Raw genomic sequence first — 16,350 nt, forward strand, 5'->3', positions numbered from 1 at the left:
TGCAAAAGGCTCTCCCCCTTACCCGGAGGTAATAGGGGAGAGCCTTCGAATAAACGTCAAAGTGACGAAACGCTCTGGCTTAGAGCTTTACGGGGTAGTCGCGCTGCTCGATCTGTGGATCGATGCGGTTTTCGACGAAAATGCCGTGCCAGATCATGAAGGACAGGACGGTCCACAGGCGGCGGGAGTGATCGGAGACGCCATCGCGGTGCTCCTTGAGCATCTCCAGGACTTCCTTCTTGTTGAAGATGTCCTCGGTCTGCGACTCGTTGATCTGGTCTTGTGCCCACCCGTAGAGCTCGTCGCCGGCCAGCCAGTGGCGCATCGGTACCGGGAAGCCCAGCTTCTTGCGGTGCAATACGTGCGGTGGAACGATCTGCTCCATGGCCTTGCGCAGCGCGTACTTGGTGGTGCCGTGGGAGATCTTCAGATCGTGTGGAATGGTTTCTGCGACCTTGAAGACTTCCTTGTCTAGGAACGGAACACGCAGCTCCAGGGAGTTGGCCATGTTCATCTTGTCTGCCTTGACCAGAATGTCACCACGCATCCACGTGAACAGATCCAGGTGCTGCATGCGGGCTACTGGATCGAAGTCACGGGACTGCGCGTAGATAGGTGCGGTCACCTCGCGGTGATCCCATTCTTCCTTGGCCCATGGGATGACGCGCTGCATCTGCTCGAAGTTGAAGGAGCGGGCGTTGCCGTAGTAGCGCTCCTCCATGGTCATAGAACCACGGTTGAGCAGCGACTTCCCCTTCATGCCCTCGGGAAGTACCTTGGAAAGCCGGCCTAGACCGCGACGCAGTGGGGATGGGATCTTTTCGAAAGGTGCCAGGGAAAGCGGCTCCTTATAAATGGTGTAACCGCCGAAGAGCTCGTCGGCGCCCTCGCCAGAAAGAACCACCTTGACGTGCTTGCGGGCTTCCTGCGCCACGAAGTACAGCGGGACCAAAGAAGGGTCCGCGACTGGATTGTCGAGGTACCACATGATCTTCGGGACCGCGGTGGCGTATTCCTCGGGGGAGACAATCTTGACAATGTGCTCCACGCCAATTGCCGCGGCGGACTCGGCGGCAACGTCCACCTCGGAGTAGCCCTCGCGCTCAAATCCGGTGGTGAAGGTGAGCAGGTCAGGGTTGTGGCGCTTGGCCAGTGTTGCGATGGCAGTGGAATCAATGCCGCCAGAAAGGAAGGAGCCTACGGTCACGTCTGCGCGCATGTGCTTCTCGACGGAGTCCTCGAGAGCTTTGGCAATCTTGTCGAAGAGCTGCTGCTCCTGCCCCTGGGCAACCTTCTGTACTGGGAAGCGTGGCTTGAAGTAGCGGGCGTTGACCACCTTCTGGCCCGGCTTTAACGTGACGGTGGAACCGGGCTCAACGCGACGAATGTTGGAGTGTAGGGACTCTGGCTCCGGCACGTATTGCAGATCGATGTAGTGCTCGATAGCTCGCTTGTCTAGGCTCAGGTCTAGACCGAGCGGCTCCGCCATTTCGAGGATGCACTTCATTTCGGAAGCGAAGATGGTGCCTGCATCCGTGGTTGCGTAATAGAGCGGCTTGATGCCGAACTGGTCGCGGGCTGCGAACATCGTCTTGGTTTCGGTATCCCAAATGACGAAGCCGAACATGCCACGCAGGTGGTTGACCACGTCTTCACCCCAGTGGTGGTAGCCCACGACGATCGGCTCACCATCGCCCTCGGTGTTGAAGTTCAGGCCGGCAGCGCTAAGTTCTTCACGCAGCTCGATGTAGTTGTAAATTTCGCCGTTAAAGGTGAGGGCGTAGCGCTCTGGGTTATCTTCTGGTCCCCAGCGAAGTGGCTGGTGGGAGTGCTCAAGGTCGATGATGGAAAGACGGTTGAAACCGAAGGCCGCATCTTCGTCATGCCAGGTGCCGGCGGCATCTGGGCCACGGTGGCGCATGCACTGAAGGGACTGCTCAAGGGCGTCTACGTACTCGGCCGCATTGTGGTTAGCGGTCAATAGTCCGCAAAGTCCGCACATAGTGTGGTTGCTCCTTATTAATGAAGGGTATTTTTCTTCCGACCACTTTACGGCGCGAAGGGGCAAAAGCAGGAACGCGCGCCGAGTTGGCAGCTTCATCTCAGGCTTCATAAAGCTGATAGGGCAGAGGTGGCGTGAGCTTACCCTTTAGGGTGCGAACTTTCGGATGATGCAGACGCCGGCGCTTTGTGAATTGGGTCATAGATGAAGGGGGTCTATAGGGGGCTTGGTTGGGCCCTTATGCAGGTGGGCCGGTAACATTCACAGCGTTCTTTGCTTGCAGAGCTTAAAAGCAAGAGTTTGTGGACTCCGAAAAGGTAAGAAACGCAGGCTCCATCCACTATCCTGATTGGATAGGAATGCTCTGTGAGTATTCGAGAAGTTTGTGTGGACAGAAAGGCAGAACACACGTGGGACAGCGTAAGCAGCGCAACTTTGCTCGCAAGGCGGGCCTAGCTGGCGCAATCGCTCTTGGTGGCTTTGCATTGGCCGGTTGTGACGTGAAAGCTCCAACCGCCGTTGAGAACCTCTTGGGCTTTGGTTGGCCAAAGGGTATTACCCCTGAGGCAGAGTCCATGTACAACTTCTGGATTTGGGTCTGGGTTGCAGCATGGATTATCGGTTTTATCATGTGGGGCTTGTTCCTCATTGCCATCTTCAACTGGAACGCGAAGAAGGCTGAGAAGGACGGAAAGGGTGAGTTCCCGAAGCAGCTGCAGTACAACGTGCCGCTGGAGATGGTGCTGACCATCGTTCCGATCCTCATCATCATGGGCCTGTTCTTCTTCACTGTTCAGGCGCAGCAGAAGGTTACTGCCCTGGATAAGAACCCAGAGGTTACCGTCGATGTCACCGCTTACCAGTGGAACTGGAAGTTCGGTTACGCCGAGAACAAGGTTGATGGCCAGAACTACAACGGCGAAGACGTCGAGCGTAAGAAGCTGGCGGAAGAGTCTGCTATTGACCCTGAGGGCGTAAAGAACCCGAACCCAATTCACGGCAAGTCCATGGGTGATCTCTCCTACCTGAACTTCAACAAGATTGAAACCGTCGGTACCACCGAGGAGGTTCCAGTTCTGGTTCTTCCTTCTGGGACTCCGATTGAGTTCCGTCTCGCTTCCGGTGACGTCTCCCACTCCTTCTGGGTTCCGGAATTCCTCTTCAAGCGAGACGCCTACGCACACCCTGAGGCAAACGCTCAGGAGCGTCGTTTCCAGATTGAAGAAATCGCCGAGGAAGGCGCATTTGTTGGCCGTTGTGCTGAGATGTGCGGTACCTACCACGCCATGATGAACTTCGAGATTCGCGTCGTTAGCCGCGAAGACTTCAATAAGTACCTCACCTTCCGTGAGCAGAACCCGGAGGCAACCAACGCTGAGGCTCTTGAGCACATCGGCCAGGAACCGTATGCAGTGACCACCTCTCCGTTCAACTCTCAGCGCGATACCCGCGACGGTGACAACTTTGTTGGCACCCCGAAGGCATAAGTAGAAAAGGACTGAATTCACAATGCGTGCAACATCTAAGGTCTTCTACTCGATTGCGACCTACCTATTCGTATCCCTCGTGATCTACGTCCTGGGCGTTAACTTCGTTAAGGATGATGGCTACCTCTACGGCCCCGAGTGGGCAGGCATCGTAGGTTTGGTTCTTGCCTTCCTACTCTGTGTCATGCTTGGCGTATACCTCAGCTTTACCGACTCCCGCGTCGACGTCGCTCCTGAGGACTGGGAAGAGGCAGAGGCTGAGGACGGCGCTGGCATCCTCGGCTTCTTCTCCCCGGGTTCCATCTGGCCGCTGGCTATGACCGGCTCCATCGCCCTGCTGGGTCTTGGCATCATCTTCCTGTACTTCTGGTTGATTGTGCTCGGCGCTGCCTGCCTGGTAGCTTCCGTTACTGGTCTGTCCCTGCAGTACGGTCTGCCGAAGGAAAAGCACTAAGCTTTTCGTGAGCGTCGGAACAAGCTTCACGACGCCCGCCTGAAACTTCTCGCGTCCCCCATCGCATAAGCGGTGGGGGACTTTGGCGATCTTGCGTCGGCTAGACGCCAAAAAAGTTCCCGAAGGTCCCAAAAATTTTCGAAGATGCTCGCCAGTGGGGGAGAGCGGGCCGTGAAACTAATGGGTATACGTAGTGCTTTTGGGGAAGTAATAGCACGTGAGGGCTATTTTTTACGGGGGTCAACCGAAAGTTGGAAACCTGCGATTTTAACCTGAAGCACCTTTGTGATTTATGTCATTGAACTTCCTCTTCAAACTGGTTGCAAAGGGTGGGTGAAGGTCTCAACTTTTGGGGCGTAAATTTGACCTGGTTAGGTATGGGTCGTTCAAAAGCTTGTTTACCTGCAGGGATGAGGCGTCGTAAAGCGCGCTCAAAAGTTCCCGCTAAACCGTATTTTTTCCAGATTGGGAACATTCTGGCAGTGGGCTGCAAAGGGGGTGGGAGGCGGTTAGGAAAATCGGGGGGAATAGAAGTGACTTCAGGGTTCTGACCGGCCATACTATTAAGCGTGACGAGCGTAGTTTCAAACCAAGGTATGGCAGCACCACGTGTTGCCGCGCTGAACCGACCCAACATGGTCAGCGTGGGCACCATCGTGTTCCTGTCTCAGGAATTGATGTTCTTTGCCGGACTGTTCGCGATGTGGTTCACATCCCGCGCGAACGGCCAGGAAGGCGACTGGGCGGAGCATACCGCTCATATCAACGTGCCGATGGGCTTTCTCATTACGGCAGTGCTGATTACGTCTTCCGTGACCTCTCAGTTCGGCGTTTTCGCAGCAGAAAGGGGTGACGTATACAAGCTCCGACTCTGGTACTCAGTGACTTTGCTGTTGGGTGTTGTCTTCTTGGGCATCATGGCATTTGAGTGGACAGAGTTGATCATTCACGGTGTGACTATCCAGTCCAGCGTTTTCGGTTCGGTCTTCTACATTCTGACCGGCTTCCACGCTGCACACGTGACCGCAGGTCTTATTTCGTTCGCGATCATTTTGGCGCGTATCGCTAAGTCCAAGTTCACGCCTGCACAGGCAACCGCAGCGATGGCAGTGTCTTACTACTGGCACTTCGTCGACGTTGTCTGGATCGGCGTGTTCGTAGTCATCTACCTAGTCCAGTAGGCCGTAGGAGCCCGGGAGCAGGCTCTCGGCCTACAGCCATCCATTTCCGTGTACGAGTTATCTAAAGGAAAATGATGGATAACATCCAGCAGACCGCCGCAGTGGAAGAGACCACTGCCGCGGCTAAGAAGACCCGCCGTCGCCGTAAGGCGAAGCGCACTCTTGCCGGCGCCTTCGCACTGAGCATCGGCCTGACTGGCGCTGGTGTCCTGGCTTCTGCCTTGACCCCGGATGCGCAGATCGCCACGGCTCAAAAAGATGACCAGGCTCTCATCCAAGAGGGTAAGGACATCTACGATGTCGCTTGTATTACTTGCCACGGTGCAAACCTTCAGGGTATTGAGGGCCGCGGTCCTTCCCTCGTAGGTGTCGGCGCCGGATCCGTGTACTTCCAGGTTCATTCTGGTCGTATGCCGATGATGTCTAACGACGCACAAGCAGAGCGCAAGACCCCGCGCTATACCGAGCAGCAGACTCTGGCACTGGCTGCATACGTCGCTGCGAACGGCGGCGGCGCAGACATCGTCTACAACGAAGACGGCACCGTCGCGCAGGAATCTCTCCGTGGCGCTAACTACAACGGCCAGATTCAGGCCGAGGACGTAGCTAAGGGCTCCGAGCTGTTCCGCATGAACTGTGCATCCTGCCACAACTTCACCGGCCAGGGCGGCGCGCTGTCCTCCGGTAAGTACGCTCCGCCGCTGGCTCCGGCCAACGAGCAGGAGATCTACCAGGCAATGCTGACCGGTCCGCAGAACATGCCTAAGTTCTCCGACCGCCAGCTGACCGCAGACGAGAAGAAGGACATCATCGCCTACCTCAAGTCTGCAAAGGAAACCCCGTCTCCGGCTGGTTGGGACCTCGGTGGTCTCGGACCAGTTGCTGAGGGTCTTGCAATGTGGATCATCGGCATCAGCGCTCTGTGCGTTGCCGCTATGTGGATTGGATCGCGCTCATGAGCAATGTAAAGAAGAACTACACCGACGCTGAGCTCGACAAGATGAGCAATGATGAGCTGGCTGCCCTCGGCACCGAGCTCGACGACGTAACCGTTGCATTCCGTAAGGAGCGCTTCCCGGTCGAAGGCGACCCAGCTGAAAAGCGTGCCGCCACCAACGTAACCATCTGGTTGCTGATTTCGGTCATCGCAGGCCTTGCCTTCTTGGGCGTATACCTGTTCTGGCCGTGGCAGTACAAGATGCTGGGTGAAGACGGCCTCTGGGGTCACACCCTGTACACCCCATTGCTGGGTGCTACCTCTGGCCTGGCCATCATGGCCTTGGGCTTCGCAATCGTGCAGTACGTCAAGAAGATTCTGCCGGAAGAGATTTCCGTGCAGCGTCGTCACGACGGTCCTTCCGAGGAAGTTGACCGCCGTACCCTTACTGCACTGCTCAACGACTCGTGGAAGACCTCCACTCTGGGTCGCCGCAGCACCATCAAGGGTCTGCTTGGCGGTGCCGGCGTTCTGTTCGGTTTGACTGTTATTGCTCCGCTTGGCGGCGCGGTTAACAACCCGTGGAAGAAGCGCCACGACCTGAACTACGCAGGTGACGGTACCCTGTGGACCTCCGGTTGGACGATGCACGAGAAGGGCGTCAAGCTCTACCTGGCACGTGATACCTCCACTATTGCTGAAAAGCACGAGGGCGAGTCCGGTACTCACTACACCACTCGTGGCCTTGCTCGCCTCGTTCGCGTACGTCCTGAGGACCTCGCTGCCGGCAGCATGGAGACTGTTTTCCCGCTCGCTGCGGAAGACGTCAACGATGGTGACCTGTGGTCTGAGGATAAGGACGTCTACGAGAACCACATGCACTCCATTCACGGCAACCGTAACGCCGTGATGCTCATCCGCCTGCGTCACTCCGATGCGCAGAAGGCTATTGAGCGTGCTGGTCAGGAAGACTTCCACTACGGCGATTACTACGCCTACTCCAAGATCTGTACCCACATTGGTTGCCCGACCTCTCTGTACGAGGCTCAGACCAACCGCATTCTCTGCCCGTGCCACCAGTCGCAGTTCGACGCTTTGCACTACGGTAAGCCGGTCTTCGGACCTGCTGCTCGTGCACTGCCACAGCTGCCGATCGGCGTGGACGAAGAGGGCTACCTCGTTGCCAAAGGTAACTTCATTGAGCCTGTCGGACCTGCATTCTGGGAGCGTAAGTCATAATGAGTAACAAACTTGCCAAGATGGGCAACAACATGGATTCGCGCTACTCCGCCGCCGGAGTTCTGCGAACCCAGCTGAACAAGGTCTTTCCGACCCACTGGTCCTTCATGCTCGGTGAGATGGCTCTATACAGCTTCATCATCCTGCTGTTGACCGGTATCTACCTGGCACTGTTCTTCGATCCTTCCATCACGAAGGTCATCTACGACGGTGCGTACACCCCGCTGAACGGCGTCGAGATGTCTCGCGCATATGCAACGGCGCTTGACCTCTCCTTCGAGGTTCGCGGTGGTCTGTTTGTCCGCCAGATGCACCACTGGGCAGCACTCATGTTCATGATGTCCATGGTTGCTCACATGCTCCGCATCTTCTTCACCGGTGCGTTCCGTCGCCCGCGTGAGGCCAACTGGATCATCGGTTGTGCACTGATTCTCTTGGGCATGGTCGAGGGCTTCCTCGGCTACTCTCTCCCGGACGATCTGCTCTCCGGCGTTGGTCTGCGAATCATGTCCGCTATCATCCTGGGCCTGCCTATCATCGGCACCTGGCTGCACTGGGCAATCTTCGGCGGCGACTTCCCGTCCGACCTCATGCTGGACCGTTTCTACATCCTGCACGTTCTGGTTATCCCGGGCATCATCCTGGGCCTGGTTGCCGCTCACCTCATCATGGTTTGGTTCCAGAAGCACACCCAGTTCCCTGGACCGGGTCGCGCTGAGAACAACGTTGTTGGTGTCCGCATTATGCCGGTCTTCGCTACGAAGGCAATCGGCATGGGCATGATGGTGGCTGGCGTTCTGGCCCTGATGTCTGGTCTGCTGACCATTAACGCCATCTGGCTGCTTGGCCCGTACAACCCGTCTCAGGTCTCCGCTGGTTCCCAGCCGGATATCTACATGCTGTGGACTGACGGTGTTGCTCGTGTCATGCCGGCATGGGAGCTGTACCTCGGCAACTACACCATTCCTTCCGCATTCTGGGTTGCACTGCTTTGTGGTGCGATGGTCGTCCTGCTGTTCGCTTACCCATTCCTTGAGAAGAAGTTCACTGGCGACGACGCTCACCACAACCTGCTGCAGCGTCCTCGTGACGTTCCGGTTCGCTCCGCTATCGGCGCAATGGCAATCACCTTCTTCCTGCTGGTGACCCTGTCCGGTGGTAACGACCACGTCGCACACTTCTTCCAGATCTCGCTGAACGCAATGACCTGGGTTGGTCGTATCGGCCTCATCGTCTTGCCTCCAATCGCTTACTTCATGACGTACCGCATCTGCGTTGGTCTGCAGCGTTCCGACCGCGAGGTCCTGGAGCACGGCATCGAGACCGGTGTTATCAAGCAGCTGCCGAATGGTGCCTTCATCGAGGTCCACCAGCCGCTTGGCCCGGTCGACGAGCACGGCCACCCAGTTCCGCTGGAGTACGCTGGCGCACAAGTCCCGAAGCAGCTCAACCAGCTTGGCTTCGCTGACGCCGAGACCCAAGGCATCTTCGCTCCGGACGACGCCGCTCTCATGCACCGCGTACACGAGATTCACGAAGAGAACCATGCCGAAGAGGCAGAGATGTACCGTCGTCTAAACGAGGCTAACCGCCGCGATGACGAAGAGAACGGCCGCATCTAAGCCCTCCTTCTAGGGCTAGCGCCCGAAACTCGCTCACAACCCCCGTCTCCTCCTTTATAGGAAGTAGAGATGGGGGTTTCGCGATCCTGTTGGAAGACCTAGCGGTTGTTTCCTAGATTGGTTCCCTGGTCGGCTATCAAGGCGTGTAGGGGCGGGCGTTAAGGGGAGCTGGCACCGGGGTGCAATATCTGTTACCTCCGTTGGAGCATTCTGGCGCCACGATGGCTTTAGGCGCGCCCTAAGCGCTGTCTGCTGGAGTGAGGAGCCTTCTAGACAAGTTGTGGGATCGATCAGGTGGTGAGAATCAGGAATTGTCGGGAAATTCCCTTCGAGGATAAATAAGAGAAGCCTTTGAAAAGCGCCGGCAGTTCTTGCCTAGTTATGCCTCTGTACATGGCTGGCACGGCTACTCAATCCAGTGTGCAGATTTGGTCCTATATATAGGAAGGGTTTGAGTTCTTACGAGGCTGCTACCGTGTGGGCGTGCTTTGCTTTTGCTGCTCTACGCTGTTTGCTCTCATATAAGGTGTTAAGGGAAGAGTCTGAATAAGCAGGGGAGTGCGCCCGCCGCAGATTTACTTTGTGGCGGATAATGACACGGGATGGCATTTAGAATCGGCTTCAAGGGCTTGTCACGTGATTCCGGGACTGTGTCTTGGTTAGCGCGGGGTACAGCGTCCTAAGGCGGCTATAGCGGCGTTGCTAACTGTCAAACCGAGCGGTGTGGAGTTCTCTGGCACCGACCTGACGTTGATTACGGCTCGTGGATTCTCATTTAAGTCTGCTATTTAGGATGCTGATCTTGGCCGTTTTCGGGGCGAGTTTAGAGTGAAAGTTGTTGTTCTAGCGCCTTGTGTGAGTTCGTTTAGTGACCATGTGTCGAAGCTCACAAAATACATTTTTCAACGATCTGAAGCTTCAATCTTTGATGATATGTGCGCAATCTTAGGGTGTGGCGAAGTGTGGCATTGTCGCAGGTGAGAGATTGTCTCAAAGTGATAACGGGGAGCGTTGCCCGAGCGTTTATTGCGAACATTTCGGAATTGTCAACAGAAGATAACGGGGCGGTAACAGCGTCCTTTTTTGACGGAAAATTCGACACGGGACGTGATGATTTCGTAACCTACTTGAGACATTGAGTTGCCGACACGAGGCACTCAATACGAACTGAAGATTTAAGCGCCGCATCTGGCCCCTCCTGAACCGGGGGCCGAGTGGAGATGTTTCTACAGGAACGAAACATCAACGAACGCTAGGCCCGTCCAGGGTCAGAGCTTTGATTATCCGATTCGCTCGGAGGCGGCACACTTTAGTCCCAGCAAAACATCCTTTGCTGAACTGAGCGTGTGCAATCGAAGTAGGCGCGCAGGAAGATTTGGAGTTTATTTCGTGGCTAAGCACCGTCGTCAGGGCGCAATCAACACCCGCCGTATCGCAACCACCGCAGTTGCAGCAGCATCCGCAGCCGTTGCTGTCCCGGCAGTCGCACAGGGTGCAGAAGTTGTTATCCCTAACACCGACTTCCGCTTTGAGGTTGCAGGACTGGAAAACGTCCCGAACATCAACCAGGTGCCGAACATTCAGCAGTATGTTCCTTCCCTGCAGCAGGCAAACGTAAACTACGCCGCGTCCGTACAGGCTCCTGTTCCGGCTCCAGCCGCAGCACCGGTTCAGTCTGTAGGGCAGAAGGCACTTGCAGCAGCGCGCTCTGCAATGGGCTCCCCATATGTTTACGGTGCGGCAGGCCCTAGCGCATTCGACTGCTCTGGTCTGACCTCTTGGGCTTACCGTCAGGCAGGCGTTGAGATTCCTCGCACCTCCCAGGCTCAGGCAGCTGGCGGCCAGCAGGTCTCCCTTGATGCCCTGCAGCCAGGCGATATCATCGTCTATTACTCTGGCGCCTCTCACGTCGGTATCTACACCGGCAACGGCACCATCATCGACGCTTTGAACTCCGGTACCCCGGTTCAGGAGCGTTCCCTGCACTACATGCCGATTCACTCCGCAGTTCGCTTCTAAGCGTCCGCCTGTTTCGGTCTAAAGGCTCTTCTCGTCCATCTCTCGATGGAACAGAAGGGTCTTTTTATGGTTTTATTGAGACTCGTGCCGGTATAGAAATCGGCAGCTCCATGCGCTATCATCAAGCAGTCTTTTAATATTTTCTAAGCCTTGGGAATTTCGACGTGCTTTCTTCGACTTTGCGGGCTCGCCGCACAGCAACCGCGGCTTGCGCTGCAGCTCTTGCTTTTTCTGCCGCCTGTGGCGCTGTCACTGCGCCTGTAGCTTTTGCTCAGGAAGTGGAGGACACTCAACCAGAACAGTTGCAGCAGCTCATTGACCGCGTTGTGGAAGTAGCGCAGCGCGTTTCCGCAAAAAGCGAAGAGGTGAAAACGCTCGAAGATCAGCTCAGCGAAGCTGAAAAGGAAGTCGTAGCCCTCCAGCAGCATGCCGATGAAGCCAAGGCTGCAGCGGAAGATGCTTCAGTTGCCGTTGCGGCTCAGCAGGGCCGCATCAACGGCATTGCACAGTCTCGTTATCGCGGAGATTCCCGTAGCGCTGTGTCCGCAGCGCTCAATGCAGCTGACACAGCCTCGGCTGTAGAGCGCATGGGATACTTGGGCGCACTTTCCCGCACCGCACAACGTCATCTTCTGGAAAAGTCTGCAGCCGCGCGGGAAGCGCGCGCTCTGCAGGAGGAGGCCGCTGCCGCAGTCAAGGCCGCTCAAGATAAAGCTGCCGATCTCAAGGTCAAGCGTGACGGCCTAGTGAAAGAACAGCAAGAGCTCGAGAAACAGAAGAAGGACATCGAGGCACAGGTCGATAGCCTGAACGAGGAGCAACGTGCTGCCTTCGTTGGACGCTTCGGTGCTCAGAACGTTGACCTCGCAGCGTTAGCAGATGGCTCCGGCTCAGAGGCAGTGGCCGCGGCTCTCACCCGTATCGGTGCGCCCTATGGTTGGGGAGCAACAGGTCCGGATACATTCGACTGTTCCGGATTGATGGTGTGGAGTTATCAGCAGATGGGCAAGTCCATTCCGCGTACCTCCCAGGCGCAGCTCGCCGGCGGCACGAAGGTGCCGCTTGATCAGCTCCAACCAGGTGACATTATCGGTTACTACCCAGGTGTAACCCACGTCGGTATGTACGTCGGTGATGGCCAGGTCGTCCACGCTTCGACCTACGGCGTTCCAGTCCAGGTGGTTCCGTTGGACTCTATGCCTGTTCAAGGCGCAGTGCGCTACTAGAGTAGGGCGCATGGCGCGCACTCTACTGGTTACTAATGATTTCCCGCCCACAATCGGCGGGATTCAGTCTTATCTACGGGACTTCGTTGACACGATCGATCCTTCTGAAATCGTGGTGTTTGCCTCCACCCAGGACGCAGAAGCCGCCGCGCTTTTCGACTCTGCCCAGCCCTATACTGTGGTGCGGTGGCCACACAAAGTCATGCTTCCGACTCCCGCAACTGCGCGGGAGATGCAGCGCCTCGTCAGGGAGCACGGCGTCGTCAATGTGTGGTTTGGCGCAGCAGCCCCCTTGGCGCTGATGGGTAAAGAGGCCAAAGAGGCCGGCGCGCACAAGGTTATCGCGACGACGCACGGTCATGAGGTGGGGTGGTCAATGCTGCCTCTCGCGCGCCAAGCCTTGCGCGAAATCGGTCGGCACGCTGATGTCATCACGTATATCTCTGACTACACATTGCGTCGCTTGACCGCGCCCTTCGGGCCTGGTCCGCGGTGGGTTCATCTTCCTTCCGCTGTGAGCCTCGAGGATTTCTCTCCGGCGGATGCGGCGGCAAAACAAGCTGCGCGAGCTCATTTTGGCCTTTCTGAAGGACCAGTTATTACCTGCATTTCCCGCCTTGTTCCCCGCAAAGGGCAGGACCAGTTGCTGCGTGCGCTTCCGCAGGTACGGCAGCGTTTCCCCGATGCCCAATTGCTCATTATTGGCCGTGGGCGTTACCGCACTGCTCTCAGTGAACTGGCTGACATCTATGCCCCCGACGTAGTTATCCGGGAAGCGAAGGACTCCGAAGAACTCCAGCAGGCATTGCATGCGGCGGACGTTTTCGCGATGCCTGCACGCACCCGCGGCGGAGGGCTTGATGTTGAAGGCTTGGGAATTGTCTATCTGGAGGCCCAAGCCTCCGGAATCCCGGTGGTAGCAGGTGATTCCGGCGGCGCCCCGGAGACTGTGACGCCAGAGAGCGGAATCGTGGTACATGGTTCAAGCGTTCCTGAACTAGTCGAGGCATTGTGCACTTTGCTTGGCGACGCCTCCCTTGCTCATCGCATGGGCCGCGCCGGACGCATGCATGTTGAACAGGAATGGACGTGGGAGATCATGGGGGAGCGTCTTCGCCGAATTCTCGATGAGGAGTAGCAAAAGCGATACAACGGCTGCGGGGTATTCGCTTGATCGATTCTTCACTGGCGCGCAGAATGTGAACATTAACCCACATGGGGTATATCCTTTTGTGCATGCTTGAACACGCCCATCCTGCCGTCGACTCCGGTCTCACCATCGGTTTCGACATTGGCGGCACCAACCTTCGTGCGGCGGCTATCGACGCCGATGGCGAGATCGTGGACTCCGTGAGCGTGCCGACGGCCAAAGTCGCCACGCAGCTTGAAGATGACATTGCCCGTGCAGTCGAGGAACTCAGTGCGACCCACGAGATCTCCGCCGTGGGGCTGGCTCTCGCGGGATTCCTTGACCCAGAGTGCGAAACCGTGCGTTTTGCCCCGCACTTGCCATGGCGCGATGCGCCCGTTCGTGAGATCTTGAGCAAAAGGATTGGCCTGCCGGTGCGTCTTGAACACGACGCAAACTCGGCAGCCTGGGGCGAGTGGCGCTTTGGCGCGGGCCGCGGCGCAAAGGACTGGGTGTTCTTCGCAATCGGCACCGGAATCGGTGCCACGCTCATGACAGAGGACAAGATCTACCGCGGAGCCTTCGGCACCGCCCCAGAGTTCGGCCACCTCACCGTGGTTCCTGGCGGACGTGAATGTTCGTGCGGCAAGCGCGGCTGCTTGGAGCGTTATGCGTCGGGCACCGCACTGCCAGACACCTGCGAGGAACTGCGCCCACAGTACGAAACAAAGCTTCCGGCCAATGCCACCGGCGTGCAGATTACGCAAGCGGCCCGCGAGGGTGACCCGCTGGGGTTGGCCGTTATGGAGAACTTTGGCACGTGGCTGGGACAAGGCTTGTCCATCGTGGCAGATGTCTTGGACCCTGAACTCATCGTTGTGGGCGGCGGCGTCGCCAATGACGCGGATCTCTACCTAGAGCGCGCACGCGAGAACATGGCACGACAGATCGTGGGCGCTGGACATCGCCCACTGGCCCGCGTGGCCACTGCGGAATTGGGTTCAGCCGCGGGTATGATTGGCGTTGCTGACCTTGCCCGTCATGGGCTCACCGTAGGTTAATTAGACGACAGGGACTTCACGATGCGAAACAAGTGGTACTGGGCCTTTAAGAACATTTTTTTCGGCCCTGCTCTGCGAGTATGGAACCGCCCATGGACCGAAGGAATGGATAATATTCCAGCCGAAGGCCCAGCCATCCTTGTTTCGAACCATCAAGCAGTGATGGATTCTTTCTTCTTCCCTCTCATGTGCCCGCGCCAAATCACGTTCTTGGCCAAGAGCGAATACTTCACCACACCAGGCGTGGTTGGCCGTGCACAGGCTTGGTTCTTTAGTTCCGTTGGACAAGTTCCGGTAGAACGCGACAGTGACGCTGCAGGCGATGCCATGCTTAAAGCTGCCAAGAAGATCCTCGACAGGGGAGACCTCTTTGGTATCTATCCAGAAGGTACCCGCTCTCCAGATGAGCGCATCTATAAAGGCCGCACTGGCATGGCGCGAATCGCCATGGCCACCGGCAAGCCCGTCATCCCAATCGCCATGATCGATACCCGCAAAGCGAACCCCATTGGTAGTTGGGTCCCGCGACCCATCAAGGTAGGGATGCGAGTAGCCAAGCCCATCGATCCGCATGCGTGGGCGGCCGAACGCGGCCTTAACCCAGAAGAGCACGAGACCATTCGTGCTTTCACCGACTTCGTGATGCATGAGCTCGCTGAGTTGGCTGAGAGCTCCTACGTGGACCTATATGCATCGGACGTAAAGGCATCGCTGCAGGCAGGCCACGGATACCCCGCTGGGGCCGAACCAACTGGGGAGGCACGCTAGCCATTGAGCCCCTCGCAGCCTCGATTAGCGTGGCCGGACATCGCCAAGGGCATTTCAATCCTAGGCGTTGTCCTTTTGCATGTCACCCTCACCGTTCCCGAATCCAGTGAGACTCGGCTGGCCGCTTTCAATGTGTGGCTTGATCCCCTACGCCTGCCGTTGTTCTTCCTCGTCAGCGGCTATTTTTCTAGCAAGGTCTTTAGCTTTACTTTCCCACAGCTCTTTGCCCGACGCCTGTGGTATTTCCTCGTGCCCTACGTCGTGTGGATGGCGGTGGAGCTGCAAGTAAAGCGTGTGGAATTGCATTGGGTTTTCGAAAGCCCGTTGTTTGACCGCAACGAGATGCTCTTCAACATGGTGGTGGGCCACACCATGGCGTGGTTTATCCACGCGTTGATATTCTTCAATATTTTCTTGTGGTGCGTGCGCAAGCTGCCCGGGTGGCTGGCGCTGCTGCTGAGTTTTGCACCCCTGCTCTTTATGGCGTGGCAGGCGCACTACACGGTCATTGCTAAAGCGATGATGTTCCTCCCAGTGTTCGTGGGCGCTGCCTTCTTCCGCGACTGGATTACCCGTTTCGCAGCAGAGGCAGAGGCCCCTTTCCAAGGCCGTTTTACTCGCACAACATTCTTCGTCTACGCGGGAGTCATTGCATCTTATGCTGGTGGTTTCCTGTTCCGCCGCGCCTGGGACGAGTACCCACAGGAGGTCTTTATCCCGTGGCCGCTTCCTGGTGCGGAATATCTGACTTCGAACGAGGTCCACATCATGGTCCGCTTTGTTGAGCAGACACTCGAGGTTCCTTTTGGCATTGTCATGGCCATTTGGGTTTCTCATTTGCCCAAAGTCTCTACCGCCTTGCGCTTCGTGGGCTCGCATACGCTGCCCATCTATCTGGGGCACCCTATCGGCTTGACAATCGGCTACGGTTTCTTCATGGCTTGGTTCCCGCACACTGTCTCTCTTGACGGCCAAACCCTCCTGGACAACACGCGGTTCTGGCTCATCGCCTGCTTTGTCTTCGCAGTTTTGGCTGCCTTGGCACTGTGGGCGCTGGGCAAAGTACCAATTGTTGGATGGCTTCTTAAGCCTCCGTCGATTACGCATCTGGTGGAAACAGCCCCGCGGCGCGACCACCCAGAAAATGAGGCGTCGTTAAGCATGGGCGCAGGGCCCACGAGACCCCATCGCATTCAGATCTAGGCAAGGCAACTAAGATAAGACC

General features: G+C 57.0%; 13 protein-coding genes. 12 read left to right on the forward strand and 1 reads right to left on the reverse strand.

Going from position 1 to position 16,350, the window contains the following annotated elements:
- Nucleotides 1-79: 79 nt before the first annotated feature.
- Nucleotides 80-2,002, reverse strand: coding sequence for an asparagine synthase (glutamine-hydrolyzing) (asnB, locus tag I6I72_RS11510; RefSeq protein ID WP_201806916.1), 1,923 nt, complete (start codon nt 2,000-2,002; stop codon nt 80-82).
- 410 nt (nt 2,003-2,412) lie between these two features.
- On the opposite strand from asnB, the gene ctaC reads away from it, so the two are divergent.
- From ctaC to I6I72_RS11570, 12 genes are all read left to right on the forward strand, one after another.
- Nucleotides 2,413-3,489 carry an aa3-type cytochrome oxidase subunit II gene (ctaC, locus tag I6I72_RS11515; protein ID WP_005528651.1) on the forward strand — a complete coding sequence of 359 codons (1,077 nt, stop codon included), beginning with the start codon at nt 2,413-2,415 and terminating at the stop codon, nt 3,487-3,489.
- Between the two features lie 22 nt (nt 3,490-3,511).
- Complete coding sequence (gene ctaF / locus I6I72_RS11520) at nt 3,512-3,943, forward strand: aa3-type cytochrome oxidase subunit IV (RefSeq protein WP_005528653.1); 432 nt, start codon at nt 3,512-3,514, stop codon at nt 3,941-3,943.
- 569 nt (nt 3,944-4,512) lie between these two features.
- On the forward strand, nt 4,513-5,124 hold the full coding sequence (ctaE, locus tag I6I72_RS11525; RefSeq protein WP_428829069.1) for an aa3-type cytochrome oxidase subunit III: 612 nt from the start codon (nt 4,513-4,515) through the stop codon (nt 5,122-5,124).
- Between the two features lie 71 nt (nt 5,125-5,195).
- On the forward strand, nt 5,196-6,083 hold the full coding sequence (qcrC, locus tag I6I72_RS11530) for a cytochrome bc1 complex diheme cytochrome c subunit (RefSeq protein ID WP_005528657.1): 888 nt from the start codon (nt 5,196-5,198) through the stop codon (nt 6,081-6,083).
- Complete coding sequence (qcrA, locus tag I6I72_RS11535) at nt 6,080-7,300, forward strand: cytochrome bc1 complex Rieske iron-sulfur subunit (RefSeq protein ID WP_049146900.1); 1,221 nt, start codon at nt 6,080-6,082, stop codon at nt 7,298-7,300. The genes qcrC and qcrA overlap by 4 nt, the downstream gene beginning before the upstream one ends.
- Nucleotides 7,300-8,922: a cytochrome bc1 complex cytochrome b subunit gene (qcrB, locus tag I6I72_RS11540; RefSeq protein ID WP_005528662.1), complete on the forward strand. Its 1,623-nt coding sequence runs from the start codon at nt 7,300-7,302 to the stop codon at nt 8,920-8,922. The genes qcrA and qcrB overlap by 1 nt, the downstream gene beginning before the upstream one ends.
- A gap of 1,389 nt (nt 8,923-10,311) precedes the next feature.
- Nucleotides 10,312-10,941, forward strand: a complete 630-nt coding sequence (locus I6I72_RS11545) for a C40 family peptidase (protein WP_046645209.1) — start codon at nt 10,312-10,314, stop codon at nt 10,939-10,941.
- Between the two features lie 164 nt (nt 10,942-11,105).
- A complete protein-coding gene (locus tag I6I72_RS11550) occupies nt 11,106-12,167 on the forward strand; it encodes a C40 family peptidase (protein WP_368917695.1) in 1,062 nt (353 codons plus the stop codon).
- Nucleotides 12,168-12,177: 10 nt separating this feature from the next.
- Nucleotides 12,178-13,305 (forward strand): glycosyltransferase family 4 protein, encoded by a 1,128-nt coding sequence (locus I6I72_RS11555; RefSeq protein ID WP_005528670.1) that lies wholly within the window; start codon nt 12,178-12,180, stop codon nt 13,303-13,305.
- A gap of 98 nt (nt 13,306-13,403) precedes the next feature.
- Nucleotides 13,404-14,357 carry an ROK family protein gene (locus tag I6I72_RS11560; protein WP_034656803.1) on the forward strand — a complete coding sequence of 318 codons (954 nt, stop codon included), beginning with the start codon at nt 13,404-13,406 and terminating at the stop codon, nt 14,355-14,357.
- Nucleotides 14,358-14,378: 21 nt separating this feature from the next.
- Nucleotides 14,379-15,125: a lysophospholipid acyltransferase family protein gene (locus I6I72_RS11565; RefSeq protein ID WP_005528673.1), complete on the forward strand. Its 747-nt coding sequence runs from the start codon at nt 14,379-14,381 to the stop codon at nt 15,123-15,125.
- A gap of 3 nt (nt 15,126-15,128) precedes the next feature.
- Nucleotides 15,129-16,328: an acyltransferase family protein gene (locus I6I72_RS11570; RefSeq protein WP_005528675.1), complete on the forward strand. Its 1,200-nt coding sequence runs from the start codon at nt 15,129-15,131 to the stop codon at nt 16,326-16,328.
- Nucleotides 16,329-16,350 lie beyond the last annotated feature (22 nt).

The organism is Corynebacterium striatum (assembly GCF_016728105.1).
Lineage (GTDB): Bacteria > Actinomycetota > Actinomycetes > Mycobacteriales > Mycobacteriaceae > Corynebacterium > Corynebacterium striatum.